The sequence below is a fragment of the Pseudomonas chlororaphis subsp. chlororaphis genome, from assembly GCF_003945765.1.
Classification (GTDB): domain Bacteria; phylum Pseudomonadota; class Gammaproteobacteria; order Pseudomonadales; family Pseudomonadaceae; genus Aquipseudomonas; species Aquipseudomonas chlororaphis.
This window is the reverse complement of the sequence record NZ_CP027712.1, coordinates 6,501,941-6,518,068: the sequence shown is the minus strand read 5'-3', so window position 1 is coordinate 6,518,068 and position 16,128 is coordinate 6,501,941. Positions and strand designations below refer to the sequence as shown.

Here is a 16,128-nt window from a genome sequence, read left to right as displayed (position 1 = left end):
TTCATTATTCAGGGCTAGACGCTCAGAAACTCAGGTGTTACATTCGGCCCCGCACTGGTTTCTCCTCTGCCCCCTGCAAGCCGTCGCCGACGCTCTCCTTTTCGAATAAGTACGCGATCCTGTCGCCTTCTCCGCGGCGCGGCATCATTAAGCCAAAAGCTTAATTTCCCCCCTCCATAAATGATTACGTCATTCCTATATGAATCTGACTGAACTCAAGCAAAAGCCGATTACCGAACTGCTCGAATTGGCCGAACAGATGGGCATAGAAAATATGGCCCGTTCGCGCAAGCAGGACGTGATTTTCTCCCTGCTGAAAAAGCACGCTAAAAGCGGCGAGGAAATCTCCGGTGATGGCGTGCTGGAGATCCTCCAGGACGGCTTCGGCTTTCTTCGCTCCTCCGACGCCTCCTATCTGGCCGGCCCAGACGATATCTACGTCTCCCCGAGCCAGATCCGTCGTTTCAACTTGCGCACCGGTGACACCATCGTTGGCAAGATCCGCCCTCCAAAGGAAGGCGAGCGTTACTTCGCACTGCTGAAGGTCGACACGATCAACTACGATCGTCCCGAGAACGCGAAGAACAAGATCCTGTTCGAAAACCTGACGCCGCTGTTCCCGACCGTGCGCATGAAGATGGAAGCTGGCAACGGCTCCACCGAAGACCTGACCGGTCGTGTCATCGACCTGTGCGCCCCGATCGGTAAAGGCCAGCGCGGTCTGATCGTTGCTCCGCCGAAAGCGGGCAAGACCATCATGCTGCAGAACATCGCGTCGAACATCACCCGTAACAACCCTGAAGTTCATCTGATCGTGCTGCTGATCGACGAACGTCCGGAAGAAGTGACCGAGATGCAGCGCACCGTGCGCGGCGAAGTGGTCGCCTCCACCTTCGACGAACCGCCAACCCGCCACGTGCAGGTTGCCGAGATGGTGATCGAGAAGGCCAAGCGCCTGGTCGAACACAAGAAGGACGTGGTGATCCTGCTCGACTCCATCACCCGTCTGGCCCGTGCCTACAACACCGTGATCCCGAGCTCCGGCAAGGTGCTGACCGGTGGTGTCGATGCCCACGCCCTGGAAAAACCGAAGCGTTTCTTCGGTGCTGCGCGGAACATCGAAGAAGGCGGCTCGCTGACCATCATCGCCACCGCGCTGGTTGAAACCGGCTCGAAGATGGACGAAGTGATCTACGAAGAGTTCAAGGGTACCGGCAACATGGAGCTGCCCCTGGACCGCAAGATCGCCGAGAAGCGCGTATTCCCGGCCATCAACATCAACCGTTCCGGCACCCGCCGCGAAGAGTTGCTGACCGCCGACGACGAGCTGCAGCGCATGTGGATCCTGCGCAAGCTGCTGCATCCGATGGATGAAGTCGCCGCCATCGAGTTCCTGGTCGACAAGCTGAAACAGACCAAGACCAACGATGAGTTCTTCCTGTCGATGAAACGCAAGTAAGTCGAGCGGGACCGCAAAAGCCGGGGAAACCCGGCTTTTTGCTATCTGATTATTGATGAACGGCAGTTCACTGTTCTGAACAGTCGGGTTCGGCGCTAAACTGCCAGCCCCGAACGCCACGGCCAAAACGAGGCTCACGCATGCAGTATCGCGACTTGCGCGACTTTATCAGCGGTCTGGAACAGCGCGGCGAACTCAAGCGCATCCAGGTTCCGGTGTCCCCAGTGCTGGAAATGACCGAGGTCTGCGATCGCACCTTGCGTGCCAAAGGTCCGGCCCTGTTGTTTGAAAACCCCACCGGCTACGACATTCCGGTGCTGGGCAACCTGTTCGGCACCCCGGAGCGCGTGGCGCTGGGCATGGGTGCCGAGGCGGTCAGCGAACTGCGGGAAATCGGCAAGCTGCTGGCGTTCCTCAAGGAGCCCGAGCCGCCCAAGGGGCTCAAGGATGCCTGGTCCAAGCTGCCGATCTTTCGCAAGATCATTTCCATGGCGCCAAAAGTCGTCAAGGATGCCATCTGCCAGGAAGTGGTCATCGAAGGCGATGACGTCGACCTGGCGATGCTGCCGGTGCAGACCTGCTGGCCGGGCGATGTCGGCCCGCTGATCACCTGGGGCCTGACCGTCACCAAGGGGCCGAACAAGGACCGGCAGAACCTCGGTATCTATCGCCAGCAGGTGATCGGCCGCAACAAGGTGATCATGCGCTGGTTGAGCCACCGTGGCGGCGCGCTGGATTACCGCGAATGGTGCGAGAAACACCCGGGCCAGCCGTTCCCGGTGTCCGTGGCCCTGGGCGCCGATCCGGCGACCATCCTCGGCGCCGTGACGCCGGTGCCGGACAGCCTCTCCGAATACGCCTTCGCCGGCCTGTTGCGGGGCAACCGCACCGAGCTGGTGAAATGCCGCGGCAACGACCTGCAAGTGCCGGCCACCGCGGAAATCATCCTGGAAGGGGTGATCCATCCGGGCGAGATGGCCGATGAAGGCCCGTATGGCGACCACACTGGCTACTACAACGAAGTCGACAGCTTCCCGGTGTTCACCGTCGAGCGCATCACCCACCGGATCAAGCCGATCTACCACAGCACCTACACCGGCCGTCCGCCGGATGAGCCGGCGATTCTCGGCGTGGCGCTGAACGAAGTGTTCGTGCCTATCCTGCAAAAACAGTTCCCGGAAATCACCGACTTCTACCTGCCGCCCGAAGGCTGCTCGTACCGCATGGCGGTGGTGACCATGAAGAAGCAGTACCCCGGCCACGCCAAGCGGGTAATGCTCGGTGTCTGGTCGTTTTTGCGACAGTTCATGTACACCAAGTTCGTTATCGTCACTGACGACGATATCAACGCGCGCGACTGGAACGACGTGATCTGGGCCATTACCACGCGCATGGACCCCAAGCGCGATACGGTGATGATCGATAACACGCCGATCGACTACCTCGACTTCGCCTCGCCGGTCTCCGGCCTGGGCTCGAAGATGGGGCTCGATGCCACGCATAAATGGCCCGGTGAAACCACCCGCGAGTGGGGCCGGGTGATCGTCAAGGATGAGGCAGTGACCCGCCGGATCGATGCCATCTGGAATCAGTTAGGAATAGATTGATGCGTGTAACCTTGCAGCCCTCCGGAGCGGTGCTTGAGACGCTGCCCGGCGAGCGGATTCTCGATGCGGCGCGGCGCCTGGGCTATGAATGCCCGCAAAGCTGCCGCAATGGCAACTGTCATGTGTGCTGCGCCCTGCTGGTGGAGGGCCGTGTCCTGCAGGCCGGCGATGTGCGCGATCATGGCGAGTTCTACACTTGCATTGCAGAGCCGCTGGAAGACTGCATCGTGCTGTGGGATGGCGTCCTTGCGCTGGGAGAACTGCCGGTGCGCAGTCTGTCGTGTCAGGTCACCGAGTGTCTGGAAGTCGGCGGCGATGTCTGGCGGGTCTGCCTGCGGGCGCCCGCAGGCAAGCCACCGCGTTATCACGCTGGCCAGTACCTGATGCTCGAGCGGGAGAATGGCGAGAAGTCGGCATTCTCCCTGGCCTCGGCGCCGCATGCCGGGCGTGAGCTGGAGCTGCACGTACTGGTGCGCGAAAGCAGTGCACAAAGCCTGATCGAACAGTTGCAGCGCAATGGCAACGTGCGCGTCGAGCTGCCGTTTGGCGATACCCACCTGGCCGAGCTGCCGGACGGGCCGCTGGTGCTGATCGCCGCCGGTACCGGCATGGCGCAGATGCACAGCCTGATCGAGCATTGCCGGGCCAAGGGCTTCAAATACCCGGTGCACCTGTACTGGGGTGTGCGCCGACCGGACGACTTCTACCAGATCGAACACTGGGACGAATGGAAGAAGCTGCCCAACCTGTTCCTGCACAAGGTGGTCAGCGACCTCTGTGGCTGGGAAGGGCGCTGCGGCATGCTGCACGAGGCGGTGAGCGAGGACATTGCCGACCTGTCGGCGGTGCATGTCTATGCCAGCGGCTCGCCAGCGATGATTTACGCGACCCTCGACGCGCTGGTCGAAGCGGGCATGGATGCGCATCAGATGCGCGCGGATGTATTTGCCTACGCTCCTCGGTCCTGAGTTCTCGGGGCTGTCCCTCGTTATAACTTCCTATATAGCCCATCGGTATTTATTTAATTAGATAAATGCCGGTAGGTTATATGTCACGCATTATTGAAAGTTAAAACTCTTCGATGGCACTTAACTTGCCTTGAAACATATGTGTCTTGGAGTTACAGCCGTGCGTTCTATTAAGTAATTCTTTATACGCGGGGAGCCGAACGCTATTCGCCATGACAGCCATAGAATCCAGTTTTTTGAATCTGGCTTACCCTCCGCGGCTCGACCTGGGGCCGCAGCTCACCCACGAACAGCTTCTCAGCTCGATGCAGTCCACCATGGCGCGCCACAAGGGCGGGCCGGTCTGGCTGTTTGCCTACGGTTCGCTGATCTGGCGCCCTGAATGTTCGGCGGTCGAGCGCATGCGCGGGCGGGTGCATGGCTACCATCGCGGTCTGTACCTGTGGTCCCACGAACACCGTGGCACGCCGGAGAAGCCGGGGCTGGTCTTTGGCCTGGATCGTGGCGGTTCCTGCAGCGGCTTCGCCTACCGTCTGCCGCAAGAGCAGCTGGAAACCTCGCTGTATGCGCTGTGGCAGCGCGAGATGCCATACCCGTCCTATCGCCCGCACTGGCTCAACTGCCGCCTCGAAGACGGTAGCCGGGTTCAGGCCCTGGGGTTCGTTCTGGAGCGACACCTGCCCAGCTATGCCGGCAACCTGCCGGACCATGTGCTGAGCCAGGTATTTGAAAACGCCTGCGGGCGCTACGGCACCACTCGCGATTATGTCGAGCAGACCGTGCACGCCCTGCGTAGCCACGCCATGCCAGACCGTAATCTGGAGGCGCGGCTCAAGCGCTGTAAGTCAGCCACCCACTAAGCAATGGCTTCGCGACTCTGGCTGGCGACCTGTTTATGCCACAAGGTCGGAGCCAGGAAGGCCATCGACAGCAGGCAGGCGCCTACCAGCAGGACAAAACCGCCGTCCCAGCCGAAATGGTCCACGGTGTAGCCCATCGCCGCGCTGGCCGCGACCGAACCACCCAAATAGCCGAACAGACCGGTGAAGCCCGCGGCGGTGCCGGCGGCTTTCTTCGGCGCCAGTTCCAGGGCCTGCAGGCCGATCAGCATCACCGGGCCATAGATCAGGAAACCGATGGAGAACAGCGCGATCATGTCGATGGTCGGGTTGCCGGCCGGGTTCAGCCAGTACACCAGGGTCGCCACGGTCACCAGGGCCATGAACACCATGCCGGTCAGGCCACGGTTGCCGCGGAAGATCTTGTCTGACATCCAGCCGCACAGCAGCGTGCCCGGGATCCCCGCCCATTCGTAGAAGAAGTACGCCCACGAGGTTTTATCCACGGTGAAGTGCTTGGCTTCCTTGAGGTAGGTCGGCGCCCAGTCCAGTACGCCATAGCGCAGCAGGTAGACGAAGACGTTGGCCATGGCGATGTACCAGAGCATTTTGTTGCGCAGCACGTATTTGACGAAGATTTCCTTGGCGCTGAATTCTTCTTCGTGGCTGGCGTCGTAGCCTTCCGGGTAGTCGTTCTTGTACTTCTCGATCGGCGGCAGGCCAACCGATTGCGGGGTGTCGCGCATGGTGACGAAGGCGAACAGCGCCACCATCAGTGCCACGGCGGCCGGGACGTAGAACGCCGCGTGCCAGTCGTTGAACCAGCCCATGCCGAGCAGGAACAGCGGGCCGATCAGGCCGCCGCCGACGTTGTGCGCCACGTTCCATACCGAAACCACGCCGCCGCGTTCCTTCTGCGACCACCAGTGCACCATGGTCCGTCCGCTTGGCGGCCAGCCCATGCCCTGGGCCCAGCCGTTGATGAACAGCAGGATGAACATCATGGTCACGCTGGACGTGGCCCAGGGTGCGAAACCGAAAATGAACATCACCCCGGCCGACACCAGCAGTCCGAAGGGCAGGAAGTAGCGCGGGTTGGAGCGGTCGGACACCAGGCCCATGAGGAACTTGGACAGGCCGTAGGCGATGGCGATCGCCGACATGGCCAGGCCCAGCTGACCGCGGGTGTAACCCTCTTCGATCAGGTACGGCATGGCCAGGGAGAAGTTCTTGCGCAGCAGGTAGTAGCCGGCGTAGCCGATGAAGATCCCGGCGAAGATCTGCCAGCGCAGGCGGCGGTAGGTACTGTCTATTTTTTCGTCAGGCAGGGGCGCCTGATGTGCGGCAGGTCGAAAGAAAGCAAACATTCAAGAGCTCCAAATTTCTTGTTTTGACTGCGGATGCGAATGTTACAGTTTCGTTACCGAAAATAGCACTGCATCTTATCTGGGAGCACGCAACGCTGGAGCATTTGCATGTTCTTTTACGAACATGTCGCTTAAAGACAAGTAGGGGGCGTTTCTGGTGCCGGCGGCTGCGGTTGGGGAGAAGAGCGCTTGCTCGCGAGTCGCCGTTGCGGCTGACGGTCAGCCCGTTATCGCGAGCAAGCTTCTATAAAGCAGAAGGGATTCAGCGAACCTGGACCACCACCTTGCCCACCGCCTTGCGCTGGCCAAGATCATTGATGGCGCTGGCGGCGTTGCTCAGCGGGTAGACCTGCGAGACCAGCGGTTTCAACTTGCCTTCGGCGAACCAGCCGAACAGCTGCTGGAAGTTCGCCGCGTTGTCCTGGGGCTGGCGCTGGGCGAACGAACCCCAGAACACGCCGATCACCGCGGCGCCCTTGAGCAGCGCCAGGTTGACCGGCAGCTCGGGAATGCGCCCGCTGGCGAAACCCACCACCAGCAGCCGGCCGTTCCAGGCGATGGCGCGGATGGCCTGGTCGAACAGGTCGCCGCCGACCGGGTCGTAGATCACATCGGCGCCCTGGCCGTCGGTCAGGCGCTTGATCTCGTCCTTCAGGCTGGTTTCGCTGTAGTTGATCAATTCGTCGGCGCCGGCGGCCTTGGCCACCGCGAGTTTCTCGGCGCTGCTGGCGGCGGCGATGACCCGGGCGCCCATGGCCTTGCCGATTTCCACCGCCGCCAGGCCGACACCGCCGGAAGCGCCGAGCACCAGCAGGGTTTCACCCGGCTGCAGGTTGCCGCGTTGCTTGAGGGCATGCATCGAGGTGCCGTAGGTCATGCTGAAGGCGGCGGCGGTGTTGAAGTCCATCGACGCTGGAATCGGCAGCACGTTGTAGCCCGGTACCGCTACTTCCTCGGCAAAGCTGCCCCAGCCGGTCAGCGCCATGACCCGGTCGCCGACCTTGAGGTGGCCGACCTTCTCGCCGACGGCGCCGACCACCCCCGCGGCCTCGCCACCGGGCGAGAACGGGAAGGGCGGCTTGAACTGGTATTTGCCCTCGATGATCAGCGTGTCCGGGAAGTTCACCCCGGCCGCGTGCACTTGCAGCAGGATTTCGTTCTTCTTCGGCACAGGACTCGCGACGTCTTCCAGCACCAGCGTTTCGGCGGGGCCGAAGGCTTTGCACAGCACGGCTTTCATCAGGGCTATTCCTTTGGGAGTGATGGCCGATAAGTGTAGGTGGGTGAATAACGCGGTCAACGAGCATGCCCCGGCCTGATAGCCAGCCATAAGCTTTGTGCTTGGGCACAGGCGCAGGGGCCTTTATGCTAGACCGCCTACCGGATAAGGAGCGAATTGTGAAAGCGTGGATCATGTTGATGCTGGCCCTGTCTCTGCCGATGGCAGCCATGGCCGAGGAAGCCAAAGAGGGCGAAGCACCGAAAGTCAGTTACATCAGCCTGAACCCGCCGTTCGTGGGCAACTACGGTCTGGATGGTGGCCCGAAGCTCAAGGTGTACAAGGCCGACGTCGCCCTGCGGGTGACCGGCGATGCCGCCGCCCAGGCGGTGAAGGCCAACGAGCCGTTGATCCGCAACCAGCTGGTGGCGCTGTTCGCCCAGCAGACCACGGAAACCATGAACAACGTCGAAGCCAAGGAAAAACTGCGTCAGGAAGCCCTGAAGCAGACCCAGCAGGTGATGAACGACGAAACCGGCAAGCCGGTGGTGGAAGACCTGCTGTTCAATAACCTGATCATCCAGTAATGCTGGATCTGTAGGAGCGAGGCTTGCCTGCGATAGCAATAGGGCGAGCCCCGCCCAGTTCCAGCCTGGCGGCTGATCGCGAGCAAGCTTCGCTCCTACAAGTCATCGAGATCACCTCAGGACGCCAGGCTCTTGCGGAACCGCGCCAAGGCGATGCCGAAGAACAGCAGGCCGATCACCGCCAGGGCTAGCAGGTCTGGCCAGACCACTTCAATGCCGGCGTCGCGAAACAGGATCGCGGCGCTGAGGCTGACGAAGTGGGTCGACGGCGAGCCCTGCATCACCCATTGCAGCCACTGGGGCATGCTGTCCAGCGGGGTGCTGCCGCCCGACAGCAGCAACATCGGGATGATCACCGGAATCGCCAGCAAGCCGAATTGCGGGGTCGAGCGCGCCAGCGTGGCGAGAAAGATCCCCAGCGCGGTGCTGGCGAACAGGTAAAGCCCGGTCACCGCGAGGAACAGCGCCAGCGAGCCGGCAAGCGGCACGCCCAGCACACCCTTGACGATCACCTCCAGCGACACCCAGGTGCAGAGCACCACCACCAGCATGTTGCTCCAGATCTTCGCCAGCATGATTTCCAGGGCGGTCAGCGGCAGCACCAGCAGATGGTCGAGGGTGCCGTGCTCGCGCTCGCGCAGCAGCGCCGTGCCGGTCAGGACAATGGCCAGGATGGTGATGTTGTTGACGATCTGAATCACCGCGAGAAACCAGCCGCCCTGCAGATTGGTGTTGAACAGCGCGCGACTGGTCAACAGTGCGGGCATCCGGCTCGCCGGGTCGGCCTGGCTGTAGTTGAGCAGTTCGCGCTGGAAAATCCGCCCGATATAACCGGCGCCCATGAAGGCCTGGCTCATGGCCGTGGCGTCGACATTCACTTGCACGCTGGGTTGGCGCCCGGCCAGTAGATCGCTCTGGAAGTTGGCCGGCACATTGATGACGAAGGTGAACTGGCCGCTGTCCAGGACCTGGTCCAACTGGTCGTAGGGCAACTGCACCGGGCTCTGGAATTCCGGTGGTTGCAGGGCCTCGGCCAGCTGGCGCGAGAGCTGGCTGTGGTCTTCGTCCACCAGCGCCACGCTGGCGTTGTGCACGCCGATCACCGAACCGGCCGCCGGCATGTAGATGGCCACGGTGAAGGCGTACAGTAGAAACAGCAGCAACACGCTGTCGTGTCGCAGGCTGGTGAGCTCCTTGAGGCCCAGGCGCAGGATGTGGTTGAACCGGTGCATCAGGCCTCCTGTTTTTTCAGCATCGCCAGGCTCAGCCCGGTGAACCCGAGGAAGAACCCGAACAGCGCCAGACACTGCGGCCACAGCTGGCGCAGGTCCAGGGCCTTGGTGAAGGTGCCGACGGCAATGTCGAGGAAGTAACCGGCGGGGAACAGCTGCCCCATCAGCGCCGCGGCGCCGTCCAGCGACGAGCGCGGCACGATCAGCCCGGAGAACTGGATGGTCGGCAGGCTGGTGATGATCATGGTGCCGAGGATCGCCGCGATCTGGGTACGGGTGAATGCGGAAATCAGCAGGCCCAGGCTGGTGGTGGCGAGCACATACAGCAGGCCGCCGAAGGCCAGGGTCAGGCCGCTGCCCTTGAAGGGTACGCCGAACAGCCAGCGGTTCATGGCCACCAGCAGCGCCAGGTTGATCAGGCTCAGGCCCAGGTAGGGCGCCTGCTTACCCAGGAGAAACTCCAGGCGCTTGAGTGGCGTGGCGTAGAAATTGGTGATCGAGCCCAGCTCCTTCTCGCGCACGATGCCCAGCGCCGTGAGCATCGCCGGGATGAACGCCAGGATCAGCGCCATCACGCCAGGGCCGATGGCATTCACGCTGACCACGTCCTGGTTGTAGCGAAAGCGGGTTTCCAGGCGGGCCGCGGGTGCTCGCCCCAGGGCCGGGCTGCTGTGTTCGGCGAGCAATTCGATATTGGCCTGATGCACCGCCTCGACATAGTTGCGGCTGGTCTCGGCGCGAAACGGCATGCCGCCGTCGAGCCAGGCGGCCACCGCGGGCTGGCGCCCGGCGTACAGGTCGCGACCGAAACCGGGGGGAATCTCCAGGGCCAGCTTGATCTCCGAGCGTTGCAGGCGCCGATGCAGTTCGGCGGCATCGCGGATCGGCTGCTGCTCCTTGAAGTAGCGGGAGCTGCGGAAGGCTTCCAGGTAAGCGCGGCTTTGCGGGGTCTGGTCCTGGTCGTAGACGGCGAAGGCGAGGTTTTCCACGTCCAGGGAAATGCCGTAGCCAAAGATCACCATCATGAACAGCGCCCCGAGCAAGGCGAACCCCAGGCGCACCCGGTCGCGCAACAGCTCCTTGCCTTCGCGGGTGGCGACGGCGATCAGGCGCGACAGGCGCAAGCGCCGACTGTCGCTGTGAATGGCGCTGCTGACTTCGGGTTGGGCGGTCGCCGGGGGAGCAGGTTCCGGCGCGCCCTGGGCGTCTTCCAGGCAGCGGACAAAAGCGGCTTCCAGGGTTTCCCCGGCGAACTGTTGCTGCAGGGCGGTCGGTGTATCGCAGGCCAGTACCTTGCCGGCGTGCATCAGCGAGATGCGGTCGCAGCGCTGGGCTTCGTTCATGAAGTGGGTGGACAGGAAGATCGTTACCTCCTGTTCCCGCGACAGCTCGATCAACAGCCGCCAGAAGTCGTCGCGGGCCGCCGGGTCCACGCCCGAGGTCGGCTCGTCGAGAATCAACACTTCCGGGCGGTGCAGCACCGCCACCGCCAGGGACAGGCGTTGGCGCAAGCCCAGGGGCAGGGAGCCGGAGGGTTGATCGGCGATCTCCTGGAGAGTGAAGCGGCGGATCAGCTCTTCGATCCGCGGGCCGCTCTCGGCCTTGGGCAGGTCGAACAGCCGGGCGTGCAGCACCAGGTTCTGGCGCACGCTGAGTTCGCCGTACAGCGAAAAGCTCTGGGACATGAAACCCACGCGCTTGCGGGTGGCCAGGTCCCTGGCGTCCACCGGATTGCCCAGCAGCCTGGCGCTGCCTTCGGTGGCCGGCATCAACCCGGTCAGGACCTTCATGGTGGTGGTCTTGCCGCAGCCGTTGGAGCCGAGAAAGCCGAAAATCTCGCCCCGGCCAATGGCGAAGCTGACCTTGTTCACGGCCGTGAAGTCGCCGAAACGCAGGGTCAGCTCATGGGCTTCGATAGCAATTTGTTGGTTGTCCGTGGTTCTTGGCGGGATCACCAGCGGCTGGTTGTCGTGCCCGCTGTCGCCTTGAAAGTGGGTGAAGGCATCGTCGAGCTTGCCGCTGGGCGTAGCGATGGCCAGTTCCCGGCTCAAGCCCTGGGCAATCAGCCGGCCGCGGTCGAGCATCAGGCAGTGCTCGAACTGCTCGGCTTCCTCCATATAGGCGGTGGCCACCAGCAGCGTCAGTTGCGGGCGCTGGCGGCGAACCTCGTCCACCAGTTCCCAGAAGCGCCGGCGGGACAGCGGATCGACGCCCGTGGTGGGTTCGTCGAGGATCAGCAGGTCTGGCTCATGGATCAATGCGCAGCACAGCCCGAGCTTCTGCTTCATCCCGCCGGACAGCTTGCCCGCGGGCCGTTCGGCGAAACGCAGCAGGTCGGTGGCCAGCAACAGGTTGCGCATGCGCTGTTCACATTCGGTTTTCGACAGGCCGAACAGGGTGGCGAAGAAGCGAATGTTTTCCTCGATCGACAGCTCGGGATACAGGTTGCCACCCAGGCCCTGAGGCATGAAGGCGATCCGCGCGTACAGGCTGTTGCGATGGCGGCGTTGTTCGATGGAGCCGCCGAGCACCTGCAGTTGACCCTGCTGCAACTTCTTCACCCCGGCGATCAAGCCCAGCAGGCTCGACTTGCCGGCGCCATCCGGGCCGATCAATCCGCAGCGGGTGCCGCCGGGCAGGCTGAAGGCAAGGTCGACCAGGGCCTGTTGCGAGCCATAACGGTGGTTGATGCCCGTGGCCTGCAGCGCCAGTTCGTTCATTGCAGGTTGGCCGGCCAGGCCACGGTCGCGGTGCGCACGTAACCGGCGCCGGGCATGCCCGGCTTGGCCTGCGGTACGGCGCTGGGTTGGGTCAGCCGCAGCTTGACGCGGAACACCAGTTTTTGGCGCTCATCGCGGGTTTCCACTTCCTTGGGGGTGAATTGGGACTTGGCCGCGACAAAGCTGATCTTCGCCGGCAGCGGCTGATCGGGCAGGGCGTCGAGCAGGATCCGCGCCTCGCTGCCGACAGCCAGGCGGCCGGTCACCGAGGCGGACAGGTAGAGGTTCATGTACTGGTCGCTCGGGTCGATCAGCAGCAACACCCGACCGCCGGCGCCCAGCACCTCGCCCGGTTCGGCCAGGCGCAACTGGATGATGCCGTCGATGGGCGCGCGCAGGCTGCTGTCGTCGATCTCGCTGGTCAGCTGGGCGACCATGGCCTTGGCCGAGCCAATGGCGGCGCGCACTGCGGCGACCTGGGCCTGGGCTGCCTGGACGGCGGCGTTGCCGGTGTTCAGGCGCGCCTGCTGCTGGTCGATGATCTGCTGGCTGGCGTAACCACGGTTGAACAGTTCCCGGGAACGCTTGAGTTCCTGGTTGGCCAGCAGCAGTTCGCTCTGGCGCAGCTGCACATTGGCTTCGGCCGCCGCGAGGTTTTCCCGGGTGCGCACCACGTCGGCCTCGGCCTGGGCGCGCTGGGCCTCCAGGGTGCGGGTATCCATGCGGGCCAGCAGCTGGTCCTTGGACACTCTGTCGCCTTCGTCGACGAGCACTTCAGCCAGGCGTCCGGGCGTCTTGCTGGCGATCTGCACCTCTGTGGCTTCAAGCCGGCCGTTGCCCATGCTCAGGCCTTCGGGCAGGCGGTCCAGGGTGGACTTCCAGTAACCAAAGCCGCCCGCGATCAGCAGCAATGCCAGCAAGGCGAAGGCAAAAAGGCGGGAGGAGCGGTGATTCGTCGGCATTGGGGGGCATCCCTGCGGCTATAGCGTCCTAGTCTGGCGGCTCAAGCCGTTGGGCGACTTGATGTCCGTCAAATGAACGGGCAAGCCTAGTACGTTGTGCGCGAGATACCTGCCTGAGTATCGCTTGCGGCCTGTTCAGCGCAGCGCGAGTACCGCCGCCCACTGTTCGGCGGTCACTGGCATCACGGACAGCCGGCTGCCTTTCTGCACCAGGGGCAGTTCGGCGAGGGCGGTTTGCTGCTTCAGATAATCCAGGCGCAGCACCTTGGGGAAGGTTTCGACATGGGCGACGTCGACGGCGCTCCAGGCGTTTTTCTCGGCGCTGGCCTTGGGATCGAAATGCGGGTTTTCCGGTTCCAGGGCGGTCGGGTCGGGGTAGGCGGCCTCGATGATTTGGCCGATCCCGGCGATGCCCGGTTCGGGACAGCTGGAGTGATAAAAGAAGAATTGGTCACCCACCGCCATGTTGCGCAGGAAGTTTCGTGCCTGGTAGTTGCGTACGCCGTCCCAGCGCGCCTGTTTCTTGAGCGCCAGGCCCTCGATCGAGAGTTCTTCCGGTTCGGATTTCATCAGCCAATAGGCCATTTTCTGTGCTCTCCAGAGGGACGTGGGCAAGCTGTCGGGCAATTTTATGACAAACCGACAGTCGGTTGACGCCAGCATTTGCGTGTCGGTTCACGTTATCGCAGAATGCCGGGATTTTAAGCTTGACGCTGCTGCACGGCCTGTTATGGAAACCGTCGCTGTCATCGTGTGGGATTTGCCTGAGGGGGGCAATCGATGCAACGCAAACCGGATTTACTATGGATTTTGGTTATTTTGTTCGGTTTGGGCGTAGTGACAACCGGTTATGCGCAGAGCCTGTGGGCCAACAAGACCGACGCATCGGTCGAGCTCGCGCAACAGCAGCAGCCTTACAAGCGTTGATTCCTTCCAAGGCGCCGCTCTCTCCTGGTGGCGCCTATTTCGCGAAATACCATTTCTTGTCAGTCACCGTTCCTTGCAGCGGTACATCCCAGCTCGCCTGATCCAGTTGCGCGACTTTCTGACATTCGTGGGCCAGCCCCAGTAGCGTCGGCTTGCGCCAGCTTTTGCGCCGCGCCAGATAGGCCAGGCTGCGATCATAGAAACCACCGCCCATTCCCAGGCGTCCGCCCGCCTCATCGAAGCCGACCAGCGGCAACAGCACCAGATCCAGGGCCCAGACCTTGCGTTGCCGGGCCAGGCTCACCCGTGGCTCGGGAATGCGGAAGCGATTGGGGCGCAGCTTTTCGCCGGGGCGAACCCGCTGAAACACCATCTTGGTCCGTGGCCAGGCGCTGAGCACCGGCAGATAAGTCGCCTTGCCCCGGCGTTGCGCAGCCAGCAGCAGCGGGCGCGGGTCGATTTCACCGTCCATGGGCAGGTAAAGGGAGATGTGTTTGGCGCGGCGGAACAACGGATGCTGCGCCAGTTGTCGATACAGCCCACGAGAGGCCTGGCGTTGTTCGCTGGCGGTGAGGGCGCGGCGGGCTTTGCGCAGTATGCGTCGAAGTTGCGGGCGGGAAAGCGGCGCCGGTTCGGTCATGGTCGCTCGGGTCCGGGTCGGGTACGGCAGGACAGCGTACCAAATAACCCTTGATCGAAAAAAACGGAGCCGAAAAAAACGGAACCGAAAAAGCGGAGCCCCAAAAAACAATGCCAGCTATTTGCATAGCTGGCATTGGCATGGAATTCAGGCTCCCCGGATGAACCGCTGTCGACTTAGCCCTTGAACCCGAAAGTTCAAGGCGGAAGATGCAGTAGGCGTTAAGGCTTTCCGTCTAGCGGACATGCACACCGGCCCAACGTGCAACTTCCAGGGTAGTGCGAATCGGCTCAGGGACATCGCCAACTGGCAAGCACCCCAGGGAGTGGTGGGGATTATACCGCAACCACCCTCAGGAATCAGCCTTGGTTGTATCGGTGTCGGTGGCGAGCACCAGATCCACGCGTTCGAGCAGGTCGCGCACCTGTTCGCGGGTCGAACCGCTGGCTTGCACGTCAGGGCGGTCCTGCTTGTGCAGCAGATCGTGGGTGATATTGAGGGCGGCCATCACCGCGATACGATCGGCGCCAATGACTTTGCCGCTGCTGCGGATCTCGCGCATCTTGCCATCCAGGTACCGGGCGGCGCTCACCAGATTGCTACGCTCTTCCTGGGGGCAGATGATCGAATACTCTTTGTCGAGGATCTGCACGGTAACGCTATTGCTTGAACTCATGAGTCTTGCTCCAGGGCCTTGAGGCGCGAAATCATCGATTCGACCTTACGCCGGGCGATTTCGTTTTTTTCAATGAGGTGCGCGCGTTCCTCGCGCCAAGTCTTTTCCTGAGCTAATAAGAGTGCGTTTTGACTCTTTAGTTGCTCGACCCGGCCAATTAGCAGTTCGAGTCTAGCCATCAGCGCTTGCAGATCGGTGTCTTCCATTGGATCCCACTGGATTTGTCTGATGAGTGGCAACTGCCTGGGCAAACGAGTTGACGGCCTCGATGGTCTTGGCGCGTCTGCCGATGCTAGGATACAAGGCCTCCATTCTAGACATTGCGCCGCTTGGCGCCTAGCTGCCCATGCCCATTCAGAATTCCCCGTACAACGCCTTCGCCACCCTGCTCAGCAGCAGCGGTCACCCTGTCTCGCCCGCCGAATTGCATGGCCTGTTGCTGGGGCGCAGCTGCGCCGGCGCCGGCTTCGAAGTCGACGGCTGGCTGATCGACGCCGCCGAGCTGCTCGAAGGCGAGCCGCAGGACAATGTTCGCAACGCCTTGATCGGCCTGCAGGAAATGGTCAAGGGCGAGCTGACCAGCGATGACATGACTGTCGTCCTGCTGCTGCCCACCGACGACGCCCCACTGGCCGAGCGCGCCGCGGCCCTGGGGCAGTGGTGCCAGGGTTTCCTCACCGGCTTCGGCCTGAACTCCCGCGACAGCAGTGCCCTGAGCACCGAGGCCACGGAAGTGCTGCAGGACCTGGCGGCGATCGCCCAGGTACAGGACGCGCTGGAAGAGTCCGACGACGGCGAAAGCGACTACATGGAAGTGATGGAATACCTGCGGGTCGCCCCGCTGCTGCTGTTCACCGAGACCAACAAGACGGTTGAACCGGCCGCCAAGCCTTCTCTGCACTGATCGCTCGATAGGGAAATCCGT

The 16,128-nt window shown here is 62.5% G+C and carries 16 protein-coding genes and 1 other RNA gene; 7 read left to right on the top strand and 10 right to left on the bottom strand.

The window, feature by feature from the left end; all coding sequences use genetic code 11:
* Nucleotides 1–199 precede the first annotated feature (199 nt).
* The 4 genes from rho to C4K27_RS29705 all read left to right on the top strand — a co-directional run bounded on the left by rho (nt 200) and on the right by C4K27_RS29705 (nt 4,894).
* A complete protein-coding gene (rho, locus tag C4K27_RS29720; protein ID WP_007926725.1) occupies nt 200–1,459 on the top strand; it encodes a transcription termination factor Rho in 1,260 nt (419 codons plus the stop codon).
* A 140-nt stretch (nt 1,460–1,599) separates the two neighbouring features.
* The gene (ubiD, locus tag C4K27_RS29715) at nt 1,600–3,066 is read left to right on the top strand and encodes a 4-hydroxy-3-polyprenylbenzoate decarboxylase (RefSeq protein ID WP_053263060.1); all 1,467 of its coding nucleotides are present in this window, start codon (nt 1,600–1,602) and stop codon (nt 3,064–3,066) included.
* Nucleotides 3,066–4,034 carry a CDP-6-deoxy-delta-3,4-glucoseen reductase gene (locus C4K27_RS29710; protein ID WP_053263059.1) on the top strand — a complete coding sequence of 323 codons (969 nt, stop codon included), beginning with the start codon at nt 3,066–3,068 and terminating at the stop codon, nt 4,032–4,034. The genes ubiD and C4K27_RS29710 overlap by 1 nt, the downstream gene beginning before the upstream one ends.
* A gap of 212 nt (nt 4,035–4,246) precedes the next feature.
* Nucleotides 4,247–4,894 carry a gamma-glutamylcyclotransferase gene (locus C4K27_RS29705; protein ID WP_007926730.1) on the top strand — a complete coding sequence of 216 codons (648 nt, stop codon included), beginning with the start codon at nt 4,247–4,249 and terminating at the stop codon, nt 4,892–4,894.
* Here C4K27_RS29705 and glpT read toward each other — a convergent pair.
* Entirely contained in the window at nt 4,891–6,240 is a 1,350-nt protein-coding gene (gene glpT / locus C4K27_RS29700; protein WP_007926732.1) for a glycerol-3-phosphate transporter, read from the bottom strand. The genes C4K27_RS29705 and glpT overlap by 4 nt on opposite strands.
* A 262-nt stretch (nt 6,241–6,502) precedes the next feature.
* Nucleotides 6,503–7,480, bottom strand: coding sequence for an NADPH:quinone oxidoreductase family protein (locus C4K27_RS29695; protein WP_007926734.1), 978 nt, complete (start codon nt 7,478–7,480; stop codon nt 6,503–6,505).
* Nucleotides 7,481–7,638: 158 nt separating this feature from the next.
* On the opposite strand from C4K27_RS29695, the gene C4K27_RS29690 reads away from it, so the two are divergent.
* Nucleotides 7,639–8,046 carry a flagellar basal body-associated protein FliL gene (locus C4K27_RS29690; protein WP_007926735.1) on the top strand — a complete coding sequence of 136 codons (408 nt, stop codon included), beginning with the start codon at nt 7,639–7,641 and terminating at the stop codon, nt 8,044–8,046.
* 116 nt (nt 8,047–8,162) lie between these two features.
* Here the strand turns inward: C4K27_RS29690 and C4K27_RS29685 are convergent, their stop codons facing one another.
* The 4 genes from C4K27_RS29685 to C4K27_RS29670 all read right to left on the bottom strand — a co-directional run bounded on the left by C4K27_RS29685 (nt 8,163) and on the right by C4K27_RS29670 (nt 13,545).
* Nucleotides 8,163–9,278 carry an ABC transporter permease gene (locus tag C4K27_RS29685; protein WP_053263058.1) on the bottom strand — a complete coding sequence of 372 codons (1,116 nt, stop codon included), beginning with the start codon at nt 9,276–9,278 and terminating at the stop codon, nt 8,163–8,165.
* The gene (rbbA, locus tag C4K27_RS29680; RefSeq protein WP_053263057.1) at nt 9,278–11,998 is read right to left on the bottom strand and encodes a ribosome-associated ATPase/putative transporter RbbA; all 2,721 of its coding nucleotides are present in this window, start codon (nt 11,996–11,998) and stop codon (nt 9,278–9,280) included. Before rbbA ends, C4K27_RS29685 begins: the two co-directional genes overlap by 1 nt.
* The gene (locus tag C4K27_RS29675; protein ID WP_053263056.1) at nt 11,995–12,960 is read right to left on the bottom strand and encodes an HlyD family secretion protein; all 966 of its coding nucleotides are present in this window, start codon (nt 12,958–12,960) and stop codon (nt 11,995–11,997) included. The genes rbbA and C4K27_RS29675 overlap by 4 nt, the downstream gene beginning before the upstream one ends.
* A gap of 135 nt (nt 12,961–13,095) precedes the next feature.
* Nucleotides 13,096–13,545, bottom strand: coding sequence for an EVE domain-containing protein (locus C4K27_RS29670; RefSeq protein WP_053263055.1), 450 nt, complete (start codon nt 13,543–13,545; stop codon nt 13,096–13,098).
* A gap of 195 nt (nt 13,546–13,740) precedes the next feature.
* On the opposite strand from C4K27_RS29670, the gene C4K27_RS31330 reads away from it, so the two are divergent.
* Nucleotides 13,741–13,887, top strand: a complete 147-nt coding sequence (locus tag C4K27_RS31330) for a hypothetical protein (protein ID WP_164523773.1) — start codon at nt 13,741–13,743, stop codon at nt 13,885–13,887.
* A gap of 34 nt (nt 13,888–13,921) precedes the next feature.
* Here the strand turns inward: C4K27_RS31330 and C4K27_RS29665 are convergent, their stop codons facing one another.
* From C4K27_RS29665 to C4K27_RS29650, 4 genes are all read right to left on the bottom strand, one after another.
* Nucleotides 13,922–14,527: a 5-formyltetrahydrofolate cyclo-ligase gene (locus C4K27_RS29665; RefSeq protein ID WP_053263054.1), complete on the bottom strand. Its 606-nt coding sequence runs from the start codon at nt 14,525–14,527 to the stop codon at nt 13,922–13,924.
* Nucleotides 14,528–14,676: 149 nt separating this feature from the next.
* A non-coding RNA gene (ssrS, locus tag C4K27_RS29660) (6S RNA) lies at nt 14,677–14,855 on the bottom strand.
* A 24-nt stretch (nt 14,856–14,879) separates the two neighbouring features.
* The gene (locus tag C4K27_RS29655; protein WP_007926742.1) at nt 14,880–15,203 is read right to left on the bottom strand and encodes a cell division protein ZapA; all 324 of its coding nucleotides are present in this window, start codon (nt 15,201–15,203) and stop codon (nt 14,880–14,882) included.
* On the bottom strand, nt 15,200–15,409 hold the full coding sequence (locus C4K27_RS29650; RefSeq protein WP_007911197.1) for a TIGR02449 family protein: 210 nt from the start codon (nt 15,407–15,409) through the stop codon (nt 15,200–15,202). Before C4K27_RS29650 ends, C4K27_RS29655 begins: the two co-directional genes overlap by 4 nt.
* 140 nt (nt 15,410–15,549) lie before the next feature.
* Here C4K27_RS29650 and C4K27_RS29645 point away from each other — a divergent pair, with 140 nt between their 5' ends.
* Nucleotides 15,550–16,107 (top strand): YecA/YgfB family protein, encoded by a 558-nt coding sequence (locus tag C4K27_RS29645; protein ID WP_007926743.1) that lies wholly within the window; start codon nt 15,550–15,552, stop codon nt 16,105–16,107.
* Nucleotides 16,108–16,128: the final 21 nt, after the last annotated feature.

Excerpts from the sequence above, each read along its gene's own strand:
- rho (WP_007926725.1), top strand. The coding sequence starts at position 200 with ATGAATCTGACTGAACTCAAGCAAAAGCCGATTACCGAACTGCTCGAA.
- ubiD (WP_053263060.1), top strand. The coding sequence starts at position 1,600 with ATGCAGTATCGCGACTTGCGCGACTTTATCAGCGGTCTGGAACAGCGC.
- C4K27_RS29710 (WP_053263059.1), top strand. The coding sequence starts at position 3,066 with ATGCGTGTAACCTTGCAGCCCTCCGGAGCGGTGCTTGAGACGCTGCCC.
- C4K27_RS29705 (WP_007926730.1), top strand. The coding sequence starts at position 4,247 with ATGACAGCCATAGAATCCAGTTTTTTGAATCTGGCTTACCCTCCGCGG.
- glpT (WP_007926732.1), bottom strand. The coding sequence starts at position 6,240 with ATGTTTGCTTTCTTTCGACCTGCCGCACATCAGGCGCCCCTGCCTGAC.
- C4K27_RS29695 (WP_007926734.1), bottom strand. The coding sequence starts at position 7,480 with ATGAAAGCCGTGCTGTGCAAAGCCTTCGGCCCCGCCGAAACGCTGGTG.
- C4K27_RS29685 (WP_053263058.1), bottom strand. The coding sequence starts at position 9,278 with ATGCACCGGTTCAACCACATCCTGCGCCTGGGCCTCAAGGAGCTCACC.
- rbbA (WP_053263057.1), bottom strand. The coding sequence starts at position 11,998 with ATGAACGAACTGGCGCTGCAGGCCACGGGCATCAACCACCGTTATGGC.
- C4K27_RS29675 (WP_053263056.1), bottom strand. The coding sequence starts at position 12,960 with ATGCCGACGAATCACCGCTCCTCCCGCCTTTTTGCCTTCGCCTTGCTG.
- C4K27_RS29670 (WP_053263055.1), bottom strand. The coding sequence starts at position 13,545 with ATGGCCTATTGGCTGATGAAATCCGAACCGGAAGAACTCTCGATCGAG.
- C4K27_RS31330 (WP_164523773.1), top strand. The coding sequence starts at position 13,741 with ATGCAACGCAAACCGGATTTACTATGGATTTTGGTTATTTTGTTCGGT.
- C4K27_RS29665 (WP_053263054.1), bottom strand. The coding sequence starts at position 14,527 with ATGACCGAACCGGCGCCGCTTTCCCGCCCGCAACTTCGACGCATACTG.
- C4K27_RS29655 (WP_007926742.1), bottom strand. The coding sequence starts at position 15,203 with ATGAGTTCAAGCAATAGCGTTACCGTGCAGATCCTCGACAAAGAGTAT.
- C4K27_RS29650 (WP_007911197.1), bottom strand. The coding sequence starts at position 15,409 with ATGGAAGACACCGATCTGCAAGCGCTGATGGCTAGACTCGAACTGCTA.
- C4K27_RS29645 (WP_007926743.1), top strand. The coding sequence starts at position 15,550 with ATGCCCATTCAGAATTCCCCGTACAACGCCTTCGCCACCCTGCTCAGC.